Consider the following 19,544-nt stretch of genomic DNA (forward strand, 5'->3'; position numbering starts at 1 on the left):
CTTCGGGTATCGCGTCAACGAAACGGCCACCGCGAGGTGGCCGTTTTTGTTTCTACCGAGGATCAGGGTCCGCGACAGGCGATGGCGGCGCGGCCGGAATCTCCGCCGGCGCGGCCATTTCTTCCCGGTGCGTCGGCAACATCGTCGCCTTGCGCCAGCCGCCCCAGCGGTAGTACGCCAGCGACATCAGCATCGCGCAGAACGAACTGATCGGGAAGCTCCACCACACTGCATCGGCCCCCCAGCGGTCCTGCAGCAGCTCGGCAAACGGCACGCGGATGCCCCACAACGACGCGGCCAGGATCAGCAGCGGCGGAATCACCGCGCCGGTCGATCGCACCACGCCGGAAATCACGAAGTTCACGCCGAAGAACAGGAACGACCACACCGCGATGTGGTTCAGATGGCGCGCCACGTCCAGCGCCTCGCTGCCGCTGGGCAGGAACAGGGCGAGCGTGTAACGGTCGAGCAGGATCAACGGCAGGATCAGCACGCCGGTCAGCAGGAAGTTGTACATCACCCCACTGCGCGCGGTGCCACGCACGCGTGACCAGTTGCCCGCGCCCACGTTCTGCGCCGCCATCGACGAGCACGCCGCGCCGATCGCCATCGCCGGCATCTGCACGTAGGTCCACAGCTGCAGCGAGGCGCCATAGGCCGCGGCCGTATCGGTGCCGTAGCTGTTGACCATGGTCATCATCATGATCATCGACAGCGAGATCAGCACCATCTGCAGGCCCATCGGCACGCCCTTGACCACCAGCGCGCGCAGGATCTCCGTATCGATCCTGAAAAGCGCCATGTCCTTGCGCCCCAGCCACAGCACGTGGCGCTTGTTACGCATGTACCAGAGCAGGCCGACCAGCGACAGCGTCTGCGCGATCAGCGTGGCCCACGCCGCACCGGCAATGCCCAGCTGCGGGAACGGACCGATGCCGAAGATCAGCAGCGGGTTGAAGACGATGTCCAGCACCACCGACAGCAGCAGGAAGCGGAACGGGGTGCGCGAGTCGCCCACGCCGCGCAGCGCCGAACTGAGGAAGGCGAACGCATACAGCGTGGGCATCGCCAGGAAGATGATGCGCAGGTACGCCTCGGCCAGCGGCAGCGACGCCGCCGGCGTGCCCATCGCCGCCAGCAGCGGGTGCGACAGCCACCAGCCCGCAATCGCGATCACCACCGACAGGCCGATGAAGAACGTGGCGCTGGTGCCCATCACCCGTCGGGCCTGGTCGATGTTGCGCGCCCCCATCGCCTGGCCGATCAGGATGGTGGCGGCCATGCCGATGCCGAACACCGAACCGATCAGGAAGAACATGATGTTGTTGGCGTTGGCGGTCGCGGTCAGCGCCGCCTCGCCAAGGAAGCGGCCCACCCAGACCGCATTCACCGAGCCGTTCAATGACTGGGCGATGTTGCCGGCCAGGATCGGCAGGGCGAACAGGAACAGGTTGCGCCCGATCGGGCCGGTGGTCAGGTCAAGCGGCGCTTTGGCCATGTGCTATGGAGATCAGGTCCGGACAGCGGCACACTAGCACCAAGCCCGTCAGTGGGATATCGCGATGAACACGCCCTCCGCAACACCCCGCGCCGTGGTGCCGGTTGCCGGCCGGTTTCTGCCTGACCGATTCATCCGCACCGCGCTGCCCCTCTTGATCGCCGCGCTGCTGGCCGCATGTTCCAGTACAGACCGCATGCGCGACACCCAGGTCCGGCCTACCGACCGCCCCGAATGCAACGTGGGCAGCCAGCGCCAGGATTTGAATGCCGGGGTGCCCACCCTGATCGGGGGTACCGGCTGCCGCACCGACCCGTCCCAACCGATGCCGCTGAACAAACGAACGGAGTAGCGATTCACCGATGACCGACGTTTTCGTGCCCGAACCGAGTGTCCGCCTGGATGTGTGGCTGTGGGCGGCGCGCTTCTTCAAGACCCGCAGCCTGGCCAAGCAGGCGGTGGAAACCGGCAAGGTCGACGTAGCGGGGCAACGCCCGAAATCCTCGCGCGCGGTGCGCGTGGGCGAGCAGCTGCAGATCAGCCGCGGCGATGAAGTGTATGAAGTGCAGGTACGCGGCCTGAGCGACCTGCGCGGCCCGGCGCCAGTGGCGCAGCAGTTGTACGCAGAAAGCGAAGCCTCGCTGGCACGTCGTGCCGAAGCCAGGGCGCAGCGTGCGGCGGCGCGGAATGGTTACCAGCCGCCGGAGCATCGCCCCGACAAGCGTGCGCGGCGGTTGATCCGTGCGCTGGGGGACCTCGACGCGTTGTAGGCATCGCGAGGGCCGGCCAACGGCCGGCGCTACCGGAGAGGCCCGCACCCTGCGGACCTCTCCTGATCCCTCACCGGTGCAGGTCGTACCGGTCCAGCTCCATTACCCGGGCCCAGGCGGCCACGAAGTCCTGCACGAACTTCTTCTCGCCGTCCGCACTGGCGTACACCTCGGCCACCGCACGCAGCACCGAATTGGAGCCGAACACCAGGTCCGCCCGGCTGCCGGTCCAGCGCTTCGTGCCGCTGCTGCGGGTGCTGCCGACGTATCCATCACCGCTGGCCTTCCACTCGGTGCCCATGTCCAGCAGGTTGACGAAGAAGTCGTTGCTCAACGTGCCCGGGCGTTCGGTCAGCACGCCTTCGGTGCTGCCATCGACGTTCGCCCCCAGCACGCGCAGGCCACCGACCAGCGCGGTCAGCTCCGGCCCGGTCAGGGTCAGCAGCTGCGCGCGGTCGATCAGCAGCGCCTCGGCAGGCACCGCGTAACGACCCTTGGTGTAGTTGCGGAAGCCATCTGCATACGGCTCCAGCACCGCGAACGATTCCACATCAGTCTGTTCCTGGCTCGCATCGGTACGACCCGGCGTGAACGGCACGCTGACCGTATGGCCACCGGCCTTGGCCGCCTGCTCCACACCCACCGCACCGGCCAGCACGATCAGGTCGGCCAGCGACACCTGCGCGCCACCGTCGCCCTTGAAGCCGGCCTGGATCTTCTCCAGCGCGGCCAGCACCTTGGCCAGCTGCTTGGGCTGGTTCACCGCCCAGTCCTTCTGCGGGGCCAGGCGGATGCGCGCCCCGTTGGCGCCACCGCGCTTGTCCGAACCGCGGAAGGTCGACGCCGAGGCCCACGCGGTGGACACCAGCTCCGCCACGCCAAGCCCGGCCGCTGCAATCTGCTGCTTGAGCGCTGCCACGTCGTTCGCGCTGATCTGCGCCTTCGGCGCGTCCGGCACCGGGTCCTGCCAGATGAAGGTTTCGGCCGGCACTTCCGGGCCGAGGTAGCGTGCACGCGGCCCCATGTCGCGGTGGGTCAGCTTGAACCACGCGCGGGCGAACGCGTCGGCGAACGCCTGCGGGTTTTCCAGGAAGTTGCGCGAGATTTTCTCGTAGGCCGGATCCAGGCGCAGCGACAGGTCGGTGGTGAGCATGGTCGGGCGGTGCTTCTTCGACGGGTCGTGCGCGTCGGGAATCACGGCGTCGGCATTCTTGGCCACCCACTGGTGCGCACCGGCCGGGCTCTTGGTCAGTTCCCATTCGTTGCCAAACAGGATCTCGAAGAAATCATGGCTCCACTGCGCCGGGGTGCGCGTCCAGGTGACCTCCAGGCCGCTGGTGATGGTGTCGCCGCCCTTGCCGCTGCGGAATTTGTTGGCCCAGCCCAGGCCCTGGTGTTCCAGGCCGGCCGCTTCCGGTTCCACGTCCACGTTGTCGGCCGGACCGGCGCCGTGGGTCTTGCCGAAACTGTGGCCGCCTGCGATCAGTGCGACGGTTTCCTCGTCGTCCATCGCCATGCGGCCGAAGGTGTCGCGGATGTCGATGGCAGCCTTGATGGGGTCGGGGTTGCCGTCCGGGCCTTCCGGGTTCACGTAGATCAGGCCCATCTGCACGGCGGCGAGCGGGTTTTCCAGCTTGCGCGAGTGGATGTCGCCGTCGGCGTCGTCATCGGAGACCAGCACGCCGTGGTCCTCGACCACGCCTTCGGAGCCATGCGCATAGCGCACGTCGCCACCGAGCCAGGTGGTCTCGCGGCCCCAGTACACGTCCTGGTCTGGTTCCCAGGTATCCGGGCGGCCGCCGGCGAAGCCCAGCGTCTTGAAGCCCATCGATTCCAGCGCGACGTTGCCGGTAAGGATCAGCAGGTCGGACCAGGAAATGGCCTGGCCGTACTTCTGCTTGATCGGCCACAGCAGGCGGCGCGCCTTGTCCAGGCTGACGTTGTCCGGCCAGCTGTTGAGCGGGGCGAAGCGCTGCTGGCCACGGCCGCCGCCGCCGCGCCCGTCACCGATGCGGTAGGTACCGGCGCTGTGCCAGGCCATGCGCACGAACAGGCCGCCGTAGTGGCCGAAGTCGGCCGGCCACCAGTCCTGCGAGTCGGTCATCAGCGCGGTCAGGTCGGCCTTGAGTGCGGCGTAGTCGAGCCCGGCGAAGGCCTTGGGGTAGTCGAAGTCCGCATCCAGCGGGTGCGAACGGGAGGAATGCTGGTTGAGCAGGTCCACGCGCAGCTGGTTGGGCCACCAGTCGCGATTGGTGGTGGCGTCGCCGACGAGGGCGTGGTTGAACGGGCACTTCGCTTCGCTTTTCATGGGTCGTTTTACCTGTGGACTGGCGAATGTGGGAGGGGCCCCGCTGTGCATGCAAGGGCAGCCCATCTACCCTATGCAAGGCGTTGCTATCGGTAAATTTGATTGAAACTAAGGAATCGATAGTCGTGATCTATCAAAAGGGCGCCGGCCAAGGGAACCGGCGACCGGGTCAGCGCTTGAAGAGCATGCCCACTACGTCGCTCGCGCCAAATTTGCCATCGCCATCCTGGTCGAAGGCGTTGAGCAGCCCGCCGATGCCGCCACTGGCGGAAGCAGGCGTTTCGGCACCCAGGGCCTGGCTGAGTTCACCGGCATTGCCCTGCTGGGCGAAGCGCTGGGCCAGGAACGACATCACAATGGGTGCCAGCACGGCCAGCAGTTGGGTGGACCGTCCGCTGTCCAGGCCGGTCTTCTGGCCGAGCAGCTGGGCCGCCTGGGAGGTCTGCCCGCCGAACATGTGACCCAGGATGCCGGCCCCGTTGGTGGCGCCGCTACCGCCGCCGCCGAGCACGGCGCCGAGGATGCCGCCAATGTCCAGGCCGCCTGCGCCACCGCCGCCGCCGAGATGGTCCTTCTGCAGGGCGTTGAGCAGGGACTGGGCGCCCTGTGGCTGGCTGGCATTGGTACCCAGTGCACCCAACAGCAGTGGAACGGCTGCACTGATGGCCGAAGAGGCCTGCTGCGGTTCCAGGCCCAACTGCTGGGAAACCTGCTGCAGGCCTTGGCCTTGCTGCAATTGCGAGAAAAGAGCTTGAGTTAGCGAATTCGCATTCACGACCGACTCCTTTGCCCCGGGATGGGACGGCCGGAGCATAACGCCGCCTGCACGAAGGGCATGCGAAGGCTTCACGTCGGGGGTGGGCATCGCCTTGGTAGCGCCGGCCGTTGGCCGGCCCACGCAGGGTCGGATCCGGCCGAAGCGGCCCGACCTCCGGCTAAACCAGCGCCTTCAACCGGTACAACGCCTCCAGCGCCTGCTTCGGGGTCAGCTCGTCCGGGTCGATCGCCGCCAACGCCTTCTGCGCCTTGCTGGACGGGGCGGTGAACAGCCCGAACTGCTGCGGCGCATCCAGCGCCTGCGGTGTCACGCTGGCGGTCACGGTCTCGCCGCCACGCTGCTCCAGCTCGGCCAGCCGGCGCCGGGCCTGGGCCACGGTGGCCCGGGGCAGGCCGGCAAGGGCCGCCACCTGCAGGCCGAAGCTGCGGTTGGCCGGGCCGTCCTTCACCGCGTGCATGAACACCAGCGCCTCGCCGTGCTCGACCGCGTCCAGGTGGACATTCGCAATGCCGCTGGCGCCGCCCTGGTGCTGCTCGTCCGCGAGCGCGGTCAGCTCGAAGTAGTGGGTCGCGAACAGCGTGTAGCAGCCGTTCTCGAAGGCCAGGTGGCGGGCCACCGCGTCGGCCAGGGCCAGGCCGTCGTAGGTCGAGGTGCCACGGCCGATCTCGTCCATCAGCACCAGCGACTGCGCGGTGGCGTGGTGCAGGATGTAGCTGGTCTCGCTCATTTCGACCATGAAGGTCGACTGCCCGCGCGCCAGGTCGTCGCCGGCGCCGATGCGGGTGAGGATGCGGTCGATCGGGCCGATCACCGCGCGGCTGGCCGGCACGAAGCTGCCGATATGGGCCAGCAGCACGATCAGCGCGTTCTGGCGCATGTAGGTCGATTTACCGCCCATGTTCGGGCCAGTGATCACCAGCATGCGGCGGTCCGGGTGCAGGTCCAGGTCGTTGGGCTCGAACAGCTGCTCACGCACCGCTTCCACCACCGGGTGGCGGCCGCGCTCGATGCGCAGGCACGGCGCGCTGTCCAGCTCGGGGCGGGCCCAGTCCAGCGCCTGCGCGCGCTCGGCGAAACCGGCCAGCACGTCCAGTTCGCTTAGCGCCGACGCGCACTGCTTCAGCGGTTCCAGCTCGCTGCCGAGCGTGTCCAGCAGCTGTTCGTACAGCAGCTTCTCGCGTGACAGCGAACGTTCGCGCGCGGACAGCACCTTGTCTTCGAAGGACTTCAGCTCTTCGGTGATGTAGCGCTCGGCATTGGTCAGGGTCTGGCGGCGGGTGTAGTGCACCGGCGCCTTGTCGCTCTGGCCCTTGCTGATTTCGATGTAGTAACCGTGCACGCGGTTGTAGCCGACCTTCAGCGTGGCGATGCCGCTGCTGGCGCGCTCGCGCTGTTCCAGGTCGACCAGGAACTGGTCGGCGTGGGTCGAGAGCCGGCGCAGTTCGTCCAGCTCTGCATCAAAGCCTTCGGCAATCACGCCGCCGTCGCTGAGTTTCATCGGCGGGGTAGGGGCGATGGCCGAGGCGAGCAGGTGCGCGCATGAGTCATGCGAACCCAGCGACTCGCGCAGCGCCACCAGGCGCGGCGAATCCAGCGGCGCCAGCACCGCACGCACCTCCGGCAGCAGCCCGAGGCCGTCGCGAAGCGTGGAGAAATCGCGCGGGCGCGCCGAGCGCAGCGCCACGCGGGTCAGGATGCGTTCCAGGTCGCCGAGCGCACGGAAGGCATCGCGCACATCGCCGTCGGCACCGCGGTCGATCAAGGTCGCCACCGCATCGTGGCGCTGCTGCAGTACCTCGCGCAGGCGCAGCGGACGGTGCAGCCAGCGCCGCAGCAGGCGCCCGCCCATCGGCGTCACCGTGGTGTCGAGCACGCCGAGCAGGGTGTTGCGGGTGTCGCCGTCAACGCGCGTGTCCAGCTCCAGATGGCGGCGCGTGGCCGCGTTCATCGCGATGGCTTCGCTGGCCGACTCGGTGGCGATGGCGGTCAGGTGCGGCAGCCGCTGCTTCTGGGTTTCTTCCACGTAACCCAGCAGCGCGCCGGCGGCAGCGGTGGCGCGCGGCTTGTCGTCGATGCCGAAGCCGGTGAGGTCGTGCAGTTTGAAGAAGGCCAGCAGCTGGCGGCGGCCGCTGTCGGCGTCGAACAGCCACGGCGCCCGACGGCGGATGCCGCTGCGCTGCTTCAGGAAGTCCGGCCAGTTCTCTTCGTCCGGCACCAGCAGCTCGGCCGGTTCCAGCCGGGCCAGCTCGGCCTCCAGCGCGTCTTCGGAATCGACCTCGTTGACCAGGAAGCGACCGCCGGCCAGGTCGGCCCAGGCCAGACCATAGCCATTCTTGCCACGCGACAGTGCCATCAGAAGCGTGTCGCGGCGCTCGTCCAGCAGCGCCTCATCGGTGACGGTGCCGGGGGTGACGATGCGCACCACCTTGCGCTCGACCAGCCCCTTGGCCAGCGCCGGGTCCCCGATCTGCTCGCAGATCGCCACCGACTCGCCCAGCGCCACCAGTCGCGCCAGGTAACCCTCATAGGCATGCACCGGCACGCCGGCCATCGGAATGGGCGCGCCGCCGGAGCTGCCGCGCTGGGTCAGGGTGATATCCAGCAGCCGCGCCGCCTTGCGCGCGTCGTCGTAGAACAGCTCGTAGAAGTCGCCCATCCGGAAGAACAGCAGCAGGTCCGGGTAATCGGACTTGGCGGCAAAGAACTGCTTCATCAGCGGGGTGTGTTCGGCGGGCTTCTGGGTCACGCGGGGTCCATCGGGGCAGGCGGGTCCCCCTATTGTAGAGCCACGCCCTGCGTGGCTGGGCCCTGCGCTGATCCACTTGGTGCCACGTCCTGCGCTTTCATGGGAAGCAAAAAAAAACCCGGGGCCCGTCACTCACGTAAAGCGTGTGAGGAGGGGAGCTGATCCGGGTGTGTGGATCCATTGTATTCCCGGGTCAGCCAGTCAACACCTTGATGCGGGGATGGGCCGCAAGGATGTCCATGACAATCTGGTAGAAAGTGAGCCCTTTTCCAGCGTCCAGCGCCTGCAACTGGCCCGCGATGTGCGGTCGGTTGAACCTGTCGTTTCCATCCAGCTTAGCCTGCAGCCAGGCACGGGTAGTCTCCACACCGAGCGCTCTGCGGCTATGTTCGATGTCCTTCCAGATCAACGTCGCGCCTGCGTGTCCGGCCAACACCCCGTAGCCGCCGTAAAGCATGTCATCCAGCGCATCAAGGCTATGCCCGAGCTGCCAGTCCTCGTCGGCCATGAAGACGCGGTTGATCTCCGCGTAGAAGCTGGGGATGTCGTGCACGGCGCCGCCCTCGAAAACCAGCACCAGGGGATCCGGGTTCGTCATTCCGTCCTGTCCGTCGGGATGGGGTGTCACACATGTATATGGGAATCGCCAACGGTTATTTAACTGCGGCGTTGCGGCATGGAAGAGTGGGCTTCTGTTCACGATCCGCCTCGGAGACCGCTCGCCCATGTCCATCGCCCGCTCCATGTCGCCGCTCAAGGTTATCGGTGCCACCGCACTGTCTGCAATGCTGCTGTTGGCTGCCCCGCAGGTCGTTTCCGCCGAAGACGCGGCCTCGCCGCTGCGTGCCTACCTGGCCGCCAAGCACGATGCCATCCAGGCACAGTCGACCAAGCCGGCCACGCCCACCGCCATCCACGCCAAGGTCACCGCCGAAAGCCGCTCGGGCGTGCGCCGCCTGCGCATAGGTCAGACCGGGGAATTCCAGTACATCAGCGACAGCGGCCGCGATTACGCCGGCTACAACCTCGGCGCCGGTTCCTGGGACTCGCTGGTGGGCACGCTGGCCAGTGCCGTGGCCGACGAATACATCGTGCAGGCGGCTGCGCAGGGCGTGCCGCTGGATGCGCTGGACGTGGTGTTCACCAGCATTCCCGAGCGCAAGAGCGAGAACCTGGCCTACCCGAACAACCTTTCCTACGTGGCCTACATCGACTCACCGGCCACCGATGCGCAGCTGCAGGCACTCAAGCGCGCCGTGCATGAGAAGTCCTCGGCCATCGACCTGGTGACCCGGCCGCAGCAGGTCAGCCATGCCGACGTCGAGTACATCCACAGTCCAGCGACGCGCGATTCGAAGCTTCCGCCTGGCCTGCGTGACTTCATCACCGAAGAAAAGCGTCCGGCGGTGCTGGCAAGGCAGGTCAAGCCGGCCGCCGGGAAGGCCAAGCCGGCTGGCCCGGAGCCGCTGGTCGCACGCGCCCACGTCGAGCCCCACACCGGCCTGCGCCGCACATTCCTGGGCAAGGACGGGTACCACCAGCAGCTGCACGACAGCGCGCCCGAACTGCTGGGCTATGCGCTCGCCCCGACCGTCGAGGAACACCTGCTTGGCGTGACCGGTACCTGCCTGACCCACATCTTCGAGGTGCAGGCCGCCTCGCGGAACGTGCTGCTGGATTCGCTTGAACTCACCGTGGACGGCCAGGTGAGCCCGCGCTTCGGCAGCAACGTCACCTCGCCGGCCCGCTTCAGCGATATCCGCTACAAGGTGCGCATTGAATCGCCGGCGTCGGAGCAGGAGATCGACGCGCTGCGCCAGTCGGTCGAAGCCACCTGCCCGCTGTACAACCTGGTCAAGGACGAACAGAAGCTGGAAGGCAGCATCGTGCGAGGCGCGTATGCAGAAGCCGCGCGCTGAGAGCGGGCTGGTGCGCCGCAGCCAACGCGGACTGCCGTGGCGTCGCAGCCACCTGGCGCTGGCGTTGTGCACGCTGCTGGCGCCCGTGGGCGAGGCTGCCGAGCCTGCCGAGGAAAGCACTGCGTCCGCCTCGCAGACCCAGGGCTCCAACGCCCGGTTGCTGGACAAGGTCTCGGTGCTCGGTTCGCAGATCGCCGGGGGCGGCGCGCAGGCGGCGCTGCCGGTGGTTGCGGTGGACCGTGAGCAGATCGACGCCACGGCGGCGACCAACGGCAACGAGCTGTTCCGCAGCCTGCCGCAGTTCGGCGATGTGGCCATCACCGAGAAGGGCACCACCAATGCAGGCCGCAACTCCAACGTTGCGCGCGGCGATGTCGGCTCGGTGAACCTGCGCAACCTGGGCTCCAAGTACACGCTGCTGCTGGTCAACGGCCGCCGTACCGTGCAGCACCCGATCAGCAACAGCGGCGACGACACCACCTACAACGCCAATGCCATTCCGGTGTTCGGCCTGGAACGGGTCAACCTGCTGCTGGATGGCGCGTCGTCCATCTACGGCTCCGACGCCATCGCAGGCGTTGTCGACCTGGTGATGCCGAGCAACCTGGCCGATGGCGGTGGGATCAAACTGAACTACGGCAAGGTGAGCGACGGCCACCGCGAAGACGTGTCGCTGGAAGGATACTTCGGCAGCGACTTTGCCGGAGGGCGCGGCAACCTGTCGCTGCTGTACGGCTTCTCGAAGCGCACCGCACAGCTGAACTCCGATGCGTGGTTCACCGCCACCGATGGCCGCCGTCCGCTCGGCGACGGCACCAGCGTGCCGGACCCGAACGGCACCACCGGCTTCAGCACGCGAACCCCCTGGGGCCACTTCGAGACCTACACCGGTGGGCGCCGTACCGGCAGCTGGTACGTCAATCCGACCACGGGTGCCTTGACCAGTGGTTCGGTGCCGACGCGCTACCACTACGATTCGGCGGCCGAGCCCGGCATCACCTCGTCGCCGGCAATCCGCAAGGGCAACGTGTTTGCCAGCGGCCGCTACGACCTGACCGACAACCTGCAGCTGTTCGGCGAACTGGCCTATTACCGTGCCAGTTCCGAGTCCTGGGTGAGCAGCGAGTCCGGCTTCGGCGGTGATGGCTTCCTGCTGCACATCCGCCCGGACGCATATTGGGTGCCGCAGTCGCTGCGCGGTGCGGACGCGATCCGGCTGCTCAACTATCAGTTCGCAGACTCCGGCATTCGAAAGGTCAAGGTGGACAACGACCAGTCGCGGTTCCTGCTGGGCGTGCGCGGCTGGACCGAAGGTGGCTGGAACTGGGAAAGCGCGCTGCTGTACTCGCGGGCGCGCAGCACCGACACCCAGCAGGGCGGGCTGACCGATGCTTTCATCGAAGCGGTGAACCGCACCGATGCCAGCGCCTACAACCCCTTCAGCGGCGGCGACCCGGCCAGCATCCGCGTCGGTGACGCCACGCCCTACGACACCTCGACGTTCATCGGCGAGGCCACCCGCGAAGGAACGGCGGAACTGGCGCTGTGGGACTTCAAGATCAACCGTTCCGACCTGTTGAGCTGGTACGCGGGTGACATTGGCATGGCGGCGGGCGTTGAGTACCGTTATGAGAGCCGCACCGACGACCGCGATGACAACATCGACGGCAGCAACCCCTACACGGACTGGTACACCGGCACCATCGCGCGCAGCAATTTCTTCACCCATAGCCCGCGACCGGATGTCCACGGCAGCCGCAACGTCAAGTCAGCGCTGATCGAGTTCGCGGTACCGCTGGTCTCGCCCGCGCAGAACGTGCCGTTCGTGCAGTCGTTGGACCTGCAGTTGGCCGGACGGTGGGAGGACTACAGTGATGCGGGGCAGGTCGCCAAACCGAAACTGGCGGCGGCCTGGAAGGTTAACGACAGCGTGCTGCTGCGCGGCTCGGTAAGTGGTGGCTTCCGCGCACCCGGACTGGAGCTGGTCAACTCGCCGCCGACCTACGGGTTCGGTTTCAACAACGATGCCATCCGCTGCCACGCGCTGATCGCCAAGGGTGCGCAGCCAGACTACAGCGCCTGCTTGAATGCTTTCAGCAGCGGCTCGGTGGTAAAGCCGTCGGTAAGCGCAGTGACCTCCTACGGTGAGGATGTCAAACCGGAAACCACCCGGCAGTCGTCGTGGGGCGCAGTGTTCGAGCCGCGGTTCGTGCCGGAACGCTTCGGCACGATCAGCCTGAGCGTGGATGCGTGGCGGGTAAAGGTCGAGAATCCGATCAGCACGCTGGGGGATGAATTGCTCTACGACGCGTACCTGCGCGTGGTGGAGGGCAGCAGCAACCCGAACGTGGTGCGCGCTGCGGTGACCGCCGAGGACATTGCGCAGTTCGAAGGTTCGGGTCTGGCGCCGGCCGGCGTGGTGACGCATGTCTACAACCGCTACCAGAACCGCAATCCGCTGACCGCCTCGGGCGTGGACTACAACTTCAACTGGCGCCTGACCGGGACCGCGTGGGGCAACTTCGCGTTTCTGGTCAGTGCCAGCCAGCTGAGGGAATACACCCAGCAGAAGCCCGCCGAGGTGCAGCTGGTGGCGGCCGCCATCGCCAGTGGGCAGCTGAACATCATCGCGCCGGACCTGGGCGCGGCCAACGAAGTCGGCATCAATGGCGCCAAGCCCGAATGGCGGGCCAGCGCCACCCTGATCTGGAACCTGCAGGACTGGACGGTGCGCCTGCGCGACGACTACATCGACAGCGTGACCGCCGGTGCCTACGCCGACCGCACGCCGTTCGTGGTGGGCTCCACCCAGCGCTGGACGCTGTCGGTGAAGAAGGAGTTCACCCAGGGCGCGCTCGCTGGCGCTGCGGTGGAGGTGGGCGCAAGAAACCTGTTCGACAAGGAACCGCCGCTCAATGCCTCCGGCAATTACCTGAGCGCGCTGCACGAAACCTACGGGCGTTACCTCTACGCCGGCATTTCCAAAAACTGGTGAACGACATGAAGACACGCGCACGTGCCTGTTTGTTTGTAACGAGCCTGTTCGTAACGGCCTGCAGCCAGCAGGACAGGGTGGCAGTCGCCACGCCCGCCGTTGCGCCGGTGGCCGATGCGTTCCAACGCGAGCACGCCGCGTGGGTCCGCGAGCGTGCCGCCGACCTGGGCAAGCCCGACGGCTGGATCAGCCTGATCGGACTGCACTGGATCGAGCCCGGGACGCACAGCGTGGGCGGCGGCGAGGAGAACGCCATCCACCTGGCGATCGCGCCGGATCGGCTGGGCCAGGTGGAGCAGCGCGCCGACGGCCTGTACTTCCAACCCACCGAGGGCGTGCCGATCACCGCCGACGGCACGCCGCTGCACGGCGAGCTGAAGTTGACGCCGGAAGGCGCGGGCGGAGGGACCAAGCTGGAGTATGACGGGGGCAAGGGCCAGATCACCGCGATCAAGCGCGGCCAGCGGCTGGCGCTGCGGGTGCGCCATGCGGACGCGCCGGCACGCTTGGCCTTCCATGGCCTGGACTTCTTCCCAGCCGACCCGGACTGGCGGGTGCAGGCGCACTTCGTGCCGCACCCGGCCGGCAGGACGCTGCCCATCGCGAGCGTGATCGGCACGGTGACCGACACGCCCAATCCGGGCTATGTGACCTTCGAGAAAAAGGGACGCGAGTGGCGGTTGGAAGCGCTGGGGGATCCGGAAAAGGGGTTGAACCTGATGTTCCAGGACCAGACCACCGGCAAACTGAGTTACGGGGTAGGGCGCTACCTGCACACCGATCCGGTCGCGGCGGACGGCACGGTTGTCGTGGACTTCAATCGCGCCTACAACCCGCCCTGCGCGTATACCGATTACGCGACCTGCCCGCTGCCGCCGCCGGAAAACCGCCTCGCCTGGCAGCACGGCAACGGTCAGCGCGAACGGCTGGCGGTGCTTGCCGGGGAGAAGAAGTACGCGTTGGCAAAGCACTGAGCTGCACGCTGCATGCCAGGTTCGCGCCCCCGGCTGCCGCCTGAACGGGGCGAACCACCTTGACGCGGTATCGACGGGTTTTCACGGTGGATTGTCAGCCGCGCGCCGACACTGGCGCTACGTGATGAGACGAGGGAGACAACCATGAATCTTTCAACCCGGAACATGCTGTGTGCAGCCGCCCTGATGGCCTCGGTATTCAGCGCCAGCGCCCAGACCTACGGGCCGAAGGACGAAGGGCGCCGCTTCAATGACGGCACCAAGGTGGTCTGCAAGAACGTCGAGGTACAGCGCAACAGCAAGGATCCGAACCGCATTGCCGGTACCGCTACCGGTGCGGTGGTCGGTGGCCTGCTCGGCAATCAGGTCGGCGGCGGTAGCGGCAAGAAGATCGCCACCGTGGCCGGCGCGGTAGCCGGTGGCGCGGCCGGTCGCCAGATCCAGGGCAACTCGCAGAGCAAGAACGGCGACCGCATAGTCGAGCGTCAGTGCTATCGCCGCTGATTCAGGCGTCGGTACAACCAGGCAAATGAAAAGGGCTGGCCTTGTGCCAGCCCTTTTCACGTCTGTTGAATGTTCGCAGGCTCAGCATCGAGCGTGATCGGGGGATCACCAGCGGGGGCAATGCTTCAGACTGCGATGAGTGCGGCCGGTCTTCTGCCTGTCCGATGGACGGCGGGTAACCGGCGGGTGCCGCTTGTCGCCGGGAGAAGACCGTGGCAAGCCTCTGTTCCCGGGTGCTTCGGGCGCTCGTATTGGGCTGCGTGGGTGCCGTATCGATCGATGTTGCCTGCGCGCAGGGTGCTGGGGCCGATGAGGGCCCAGGCGTGCTGTACAACGGGTGCGCCCGCACCGACACGCAATCGTATGCAGGTTACATACAGCCCGGCTGGGCATCAGCAGCCCGTTCGGGCCAGTTCGTGGTGGCATCCGACCCGCAGTACCCGAGGACGCTGCTGAACTCCGGCGCAGAGGGCGAGGATCGAGCGCTGTCGGAGCAGCGGCTGTCAGCTGTATTCGACGACATCGCGGGGTTCCGAAAGACCAACGCCAGCTACGTTCCGGTGTTGATCAACGGCGACCTGACCGAGTTCGGGCACGGCTGGCAGCGCAGCACCACGCAGACCCTGTTTCGGCGGCTGGCCGGCACCGCCAAGGGGCCGCTGATGTTCCCGGGCATGGGCAATCACGATTACCGCAACAACGTGGACGACTGCGCCAATAATGGCTGCGCGCGCGACAGCATCTGCGATGTGATCCGGTGGTATTCGGAGATCCATCCGACCGCGCTGCAGCCGGCTTCCATGGACCATTACGCCTCCGAGGACCTGCATCGCGGCAGCTTCGGCTACTCCATCACCTATGGGCCATTGCACTTCATCCAGCTCAACGATGAACCCACCTACCGGAGGGAGTTCGGGTCGGACATCATCATTCCGTTCGACAAGGTCAAGTTCTCGATCGTGCCTTCGCTGCGGTGGCTGCAGGCCGATCTGCGCGAAGCGCGTCGCAAGGGCCTGATCATCTTCGTCAGCCTCCACAAGCGCGTGGACTGGAATGGAAGCCTGGTGTTCAAGGAGCTGATCGAATCGTACGGCGTCAGTGCGGTCTTTGCCGGGCACGTGCACGCCCAGCTTGGCGCCTATCCCACACCCGCCTTCTTCGGCAACATACCGGTGTTCCAGAGTGGTGCGCTGGCGTATCGCAGCTATCTGACCGTCAGCTACAACGCGGATGCGGGTACTGCAACGGTCTTCAAGGTGCCGCCGGGGCGGTCGCACACGCAGAAAGAGCGGGTCCAGGACATTGCGCTGAAGGCGGGGACACAGCTTCCTGCGCCGATCATCTTCGACGATGCGCTGACCTTCTTCGAGGGCAACAGCGCCACCGAGAAGGCGATCTGCGATGTTCCGCTCGGTCCACAGCAGTTCAACATGGGCGGCACGCACGGGTGCCCGAACGATGAGGCGCGGTCGCTGCTCATCATGCAGGCCAGCAAGGGCACCGTGATCCATCTGTACGGAAACTACAACTACAACGGCGACCAGGGCTATGCGGCGATCACGGTCACCGACGACATCGTCCAACCCACGTTGGTGGGATCGTTCAATCGCGACTACAACGGCACGCAGTGGAACATCCGCAAGTTCGGGCCGGATACGCTGGATGGCAAGATATCGAGCGTCAGGATAAGCCGGCTCAACTATGACAACGGATACATCACGCTGTACGAGGGTCACGGCCAGACGCAGAACGTTGTGTGCACGGAAACCGTCGCCTACAACCGCTCGTACAATATGGGAGGGAAGTGCGCAAACGATGAGGCGCAGTCGGGCATTCTGCACTACGTAAAGCGCGGCACAGAGGTGTGCTACTACGGCGACTGGGACAACAAGACCGGGCAGGGGTATGCGTGCATTGTCGTCTACCGGAACATGGACGAGATCCGGATAGACACGTTCGACGCCAGCGTCGCCGTGCCCGGCAGCTACACCATCACCAGCTGGGGCAAGATGATCGACGGCAAGATATCCAGCACCAAGGTGTATCACTACCCGTGGAACAAGGAAGACGGGTCCGAAGCGCAGGTGTCGGACTAACGCGTCGGCGGATACCCGGCAATCGTGCGCGCCCCGGTGATGATCATGCGCAGCATCTGCGCGGTCTGTTCGATCATTTCCGGGTCGCGCTCGGGCGGCTGGTCCAACGCGGTGCCGCCCATGGCGAACACCAGCCGGGTGATCGCCTTGGCCACCAGGTGCGGCTCATGCAGCCGCGCGCCGTTGTCGGCATGCGCCAGCCGGATCAGGTCCACGCAGAGCTCTTCTTCGAAGTAGTTCAGTTCGCGCTCCACCGCCTGCTTGAACGCGTCCGAACCGGCGCTGCCTTCGCGCAGCAGCACGTGCAGCAGGCGGTCGTCGGCGCGCAGCTGCTCGAAGAAGGTTTCCACCGAAAGGCGGATCACGCTGCGGTCGGACGACGCCGCGCGCTGCCGCGACTCACCGATGATGGTGCGCAGCGAACGGCCGGCCAGGTCGATCAGCGCCACGGTCAGCTCGTCCATGTCGCGGAACTGGCGGTAGAACGAGTTCGGCGCGATCCCCGCTTCGCGGGCCACTTCGCGCAGGCTCAGGGTCGAGACGCTGCGGTGCGGGCCGATCAGCGCCAACGCGGCGGCCAGCAGGTCCTCGCGGGAAATCGAGGCTTTGCGGGCCGGCAGGGCGTCGTCGTGGACGGTCAGGTGCGAATCGGGCGGTGTCATCCAGGGGCCAGACGGTCAAGTCCCTGAATCATAGCCGGTCTGGGCAATATACAAGTGTATACACAGCTGTATGCTCGCCCGTATAGTGTGCTCCATGAGCGCTCTCCCTCGTCCTGCCGCCCGCCGTTCGTCCCTCTCACCCCGTCACTGGGTATCTGAAGAGCTGTTCGACTTCTGGGCCGGTCGCGTGAATCCCCTCTGGACCCAGCGCCGTGCGCGGGCCCGGCTGGTGGCCCGCGATGCGGCCAGCGCCGATGCGGTCACCCTGGTGCTGCGCCCGAACCGGCATTTCCGCGGCGTGGCGCCGGGCCAGCACATCACCCTGGGCGTGGAGGTGGACGGCCGCCGGCTGAGCCGCAGCTACAGCCCCACCGTGCTGGACGACGGCAGCCTGGCGATCACGGTCAAGGCCGTGGCCGGCGGCAAGGTCAGCCAGCATCTGGCGCAGCACGCACAGGTGGGCGAGGTATTCGAGCTGGGCGAGGCGTTCGGCGAGATGACCCTGCCCGCAGTTCCTTCCGCTCGCCTGCTGTTGCTGGCGGCCGGCAGCGGCATCACCCCGATGCGCGCGCTGCTGCGTCAGCTGGACAGCGCAGGCATGCCGGTACAGGTCGACCTGGTGTACTGGGCGCAGCAGCGCGATGCCCTGTGCTTTGCCGAGGAGCTGGCCAGCATCGCGGCGCGCCACCCTGGCTTCCAGGTGCATCTGGCGCTGACCCGCGACCCGGCCGCGCGTGCAGCGCGGGTCGGCGACTACGATTTCAGCGCGCTGGGCGATCTGTCCGGCGCGCACGTGATGGCCTGTGGCCCGGGTGGGTTCGTCGACGCCGCACAGGCCCGCCTGCACGGCCAGGTGGCCACGCTGCAGTCCGAGGCCTTTACCCCGCCTGTGCTGCCGGATGTGGAAACCGGCACGGTGCAGGTGGAGCTGCGCCGCAGCGGCCGCACCCTGGAACTGCCGCGCGGCACCTCGCTGCTGCAGGCGCTGGAAGCCGAAGGGCTGCGCCCGGCCAGTGGCTGCCGCATGGGCATCTGCAATACCTGCGTGTGCGGCAAGGCCAGTGGCGTGACCCGCCACACCCTGACCGGCGAATACGCGGCCGAACCGGCCACGCAAGTGAAGCTGTGCGTGAACAGCGCCAGCACCGACCTGATCCTGGAGCTCTGAGCATGCCTGCCGTGCAGAACCGCGTGTTGTCCGCCGCCGAACTCGATGCATTCGGCTCTGAACTCGACGCCTTGCGCGCGCGCCACCTGGAAACGCTGGGTGCCGCCGACGCGCGCTACATCCGCCGCGTGGTGGCCGGCGTGCGCTGGACCGGCGTGGCCGGCCGTGCGCTGCTGTTCCTGGGTGCGTTCGTGCACAGCGTGCTGATTCCCGCGTGGATCGCCGGCGTGGTGCTGTTGGCGCTGTCCAAGATCCTGGAAAACATGGAGCTGGCGCACAACGTCATCCATGGCCAATACGACTGGATGGGCGACCCGCAGCTGCAGGGCAGCACCTACGAATGGGACATCGTCGGCACCGCCGACAACTGGCGCAAGACCCACAACTTCCGCCACCACACCTACACCAACGTGCGCGGGCTCGACGACGACATCGGCTATGGCCTGCTGCGGATCTTCCCCGAACAGCGCTGGCGCCCGTTCTACCTGGCCCAGCCGGTGGTGGCGGTGGTGTTCGCGCTGCTGTTCGAATGGGGTATCGCCATACAGGATCTGCGCCTGGGCCGCTGGTTCGCCGGCAAGATCACCTTCCGCCAGCTGCTGGCGCAGGCGCGCCCGGTGGGCCGCAAGATGGGCACGCAGATGTTCAAGGACTACCTGCTGTTCCCGGCGCTGGCCGGCCCGTTCTTCCTGCCGGTGCTGCTGGGCAACGTGGTGGCCAACCTGATCCGCAACGTGTGGACCTACGTGGTGATCTTCTGCGGGCATTTCACCGCCGACGCGGAAACCTTCCCGAAGGAATGCGTGCGCGACGAGCGCCGTGGCCACTGGTACCTGCGCCAGCTGCGCGGTTCCTCGAATATTGCCGGGGGCAAGGTGATGAACCTGATGACCGGCAACCTCAGCCACCAGATCGAGCATCACTTCTTCCCGGACGTGCCGGCCAACCGCTATGCGGCCATTGCCGTTGAAGTGCGCGAGATCTGCACGCGCTATGGCCAGCACTACAACACCGGGTCGCTGCCGAAGCAGTTCGGCCAGGTGGTCTGGCGCATCCTGCGCCACGCGTTCCCGAGCCGACCGGCACGGGTGCGTCCGCTGGTGGCGGCGGAGCAGGGGGCGTAACG

General features: G+C 66.7%; 15 protein-coding genes. 9 read left to right on the forward strand and 6 right to left on the reverse strand.

Annotated elements, in window-relative coordinates:
* Nucleotides 1-52 precede the first annotated feature (52 nt).
* Complete coding sequence (locus tag PDM28_RS05995; protein WP_311184159.1) at nucleotides 53-1,498, reverse strand: MATE family efflux transporter; 1,446 nt, start codon at nucleotides 1,496-1,498, stop codon at nucleotides 53-55.
* 64 nt (nucleotides 1,499-1,562) lie between these two features.
* On the opposite strand from PDM28_RS05995, the gene PDM28_RS06000 reads away from it, so the two are divergent.
* Both PDM28_RS06000 and PDM28_RS06005 read left to right on the forward strand, forming a co-directional pair.
* Nucleotides 1,563-1,850 carry a hypothetical protein gene (locus PDM28_RS06000; protein ID WP_311184160.1) on the forward strand — a complete coding sequence of 96 codons (288 nt, stop codon included), beginning with the start codon at nucleotides 1,563-1,565 and terminating at the stop codon, nucleotides 1,848-1,850.
* Nucleotides 1,851-1,860: 10 nt separating this feature from the next.
* Nucleotides 1,861-2,268 carry an RNA-binding S4 domain-containing protein gene (locus tag PDM28_RS06005; protein WP_070209561.1) on the forward strand — a complete coding sequence of 136 codons (408 nt, stop codon included), beginning with the start codon at nucleotides 1,861-1,863 and terminating at the stop codon, nucleotides 2,266-2,268.
* A gap of 70 nt (nucleotides 2,269-2,338) precedes the next feature.
* Here PDM28_RS06005 and katG read toward each other — a convergent pair whose 3' ends face one another.
* The 4 genes from katG to PDM28_RS06025 form a co-directional block, all read right to left on the reverse strand.
* Complete coding sequence (katG, locus tag PDM28_RS06010; RefSeq protein WP_311184161.1) at nucleotides 2,339-4,576, reverse strand: catalase/peroxidase HPI; 2,238 nt, start codon at nucleotides 4,574-4,576, stop codon at nucleotides 2,339-2,341.
* A 169-nt stretch (nucleotides 4,577-4,745) separates the two neighbouring features.
* The gene (locus PDM28_RS06015; protein ID WP_425507636.1) at nucleotides 4,746-5,351 is read right to left on the reverse strand and encodes a DUF937 domain-containing protein; all 606 of its coding nucleotides are present in this window, start codon (nucleotides 5,349-5,351) and stop codon (nucleotides 4,746-4,748) included.
* A gap of 160 nt (nucleotides 5,352-5,511) precedes the next feature.
* Nucleotides 5,512-8,067, reverse strand: a complete 2,556-nt coding sequence (gene mutS, locus PDM28_RS06020; RefSeq protein ID WP_311184653.1) for a DNA mismatch repair protein MutS — start codon at nucleotides 8,065-8,067, stop codon at nucleotides 5,512-5,514.
* 226 nt (nucleotides 8,068-8,293) lie between these two features.
* Nucleotides 8,294-8,698 carry a barstar family protein gene (locus PDM28_RS06025; RefSeq protein ID WP_311184162.1) on the reverse strand — a complete coding sequence of 135 codons (405 nt, stop codon included), beginning with the start codon at nucleotides 8,696-8,698 and terminating at the stop codon, nucleotides 8,294-8,296.
* Between the two features lie 127 nt (nucleotides 8,699-8,825).
* Between PDM28_RS06025 and PDM28_RS06030 the strand changes: the two genes are divergently transcribed.
* The 5 genes from PDM28_RS06030 (at nucleotide 8,826) to PDM28_RS06050 (ending at nucleotide 16,588) form a co-directional block, all read left to right on the forward strand.
* Nucleotides 8,826-10,019 (forward strand): OsmC family protein, encoded by a 1,194-nt coding sequence (locus PDM28_RS06030; protein WP_311184163.1) that lies wholly within the window; start codon nucleotides 8,826-8,828, stop codon nucleotides 10,017-10,019.
* On the forward strand, nucleotides 10,000-13,014 hold the full coding sequence (locus PDM28_RS06035; RefSeq protein WP_311184164.1) for a TonB-dependent receptor plug domain-containing protein: 3,015 nt from the start codon (nucleotides 10,000-10,002) through the stop codon (nucleotides 13,012-13,014). The genes PDM28_RS06030 and PDM28_RS06035 overlap by 20 nt, the downstream gene beginning before the upstream one ends.
* 5 nt (nucleotides 13,015-13,019) lie before the next feature.
* Nucleotides 13,020-13,988 carry a DUF1684 domain-containing protein gene (locus PDM28_RS06040; protein ID WP_311184165.1) on the forward strand — a complete coding sequence of 323 codons (969 nt, stop codon included), beginning with the start codon at nucleotides 13,020-13,022 and terminating at the stop codon, nucleotides 13,986-13,988.
* A 144-nt stretch (nucleotides 13,989-14,132) separates the two neighbouring features.
* Nucleotides 14,133-14,492, forward strand: coding sequence for a glycine zipper 2TM domain-containing protein (locus tag PDM28_RS06045; RefSeq protein WP_425507637.1), 360 nt, complete (start codon nucleotides 14,133-14,135; stop codon nucleotides 14,490-14,492).
* A 212-nt stretch (nucleotides 14,493-14,704) separates the two neighbouring features.
* Nucleotides 14,705-16,588 carry a metallophosphoesterase family protein gene (locus PDM28_RS06050; protein ID WP_311184166.1) on the forward strand — a complete coding sequence of 628 codons (1,884 nt, stop codon included), beginning with the start codon at nucleotides 14,705-14,707 and terminating at the stop codon, nucleotides 16,586-16,588.
* On the opposite strand, the gene fabR is transcribed toward PDM28_RS06050, so the two are convergent.
* Nucleotides 16,585-17,250, reverse strand: a complete 666-nt coding sequence (fabR, locus tag PDM28_RS06055) for an HTH-type transcriptional repressor FabR (RefSeq protein WP_311184167.1) — start codon at nucleotides 17,248-17,250, stop codon at nucleotides 16,585-16,587. The two genes, PDM28_RS06050 and fabR, sit on opposite strands and share 4 nt — an antisense overlap.
* Nucleotides 17,251-17,344: 94 nt before the next feature.
* Here fabR and PDM28_RS06060 point away from each other — a divergent pair, with 94 nt between their 5' ends.
* Nucleotides 17,345-18,418: a ferredoxin reductase gene (locus PDM28_RS06060; RefSeq protein WP_311184168.1), complete on the forward strand. Its 1,074-nt coding sequence runs from the start codon at nucleotides 17,345-17,347 to the stop codon at nucleotides 18,416-18,418.
* A 2-nt stretch (nucleotides 18,419-18,420) separates the two neighbouring features.
* Entirely contained in the window at nucleotides 18,421-19,542 is a 1,122-nt protein-coding gene (locus PDM28_RS06065; RefSeq protein WP_102946742.1) for a fatty acid desaturase family protein, read from the forward strand.
* The last annotated feature ends 2 nt before the right edge of the window (nucleotides 19,543-19,544 follow it).

This window comes from Stenotrophomonas aracearum, from assembly GCF_031834615.1.
Taxonomy (GTDB): domain Bacteria; phylum Pseudomonadota; class Gammaproteobacteria; order Xanthomonadales; family Xanthomonadaceae; genus Stenotrophomonas; species Stenotrophomonas aracearum.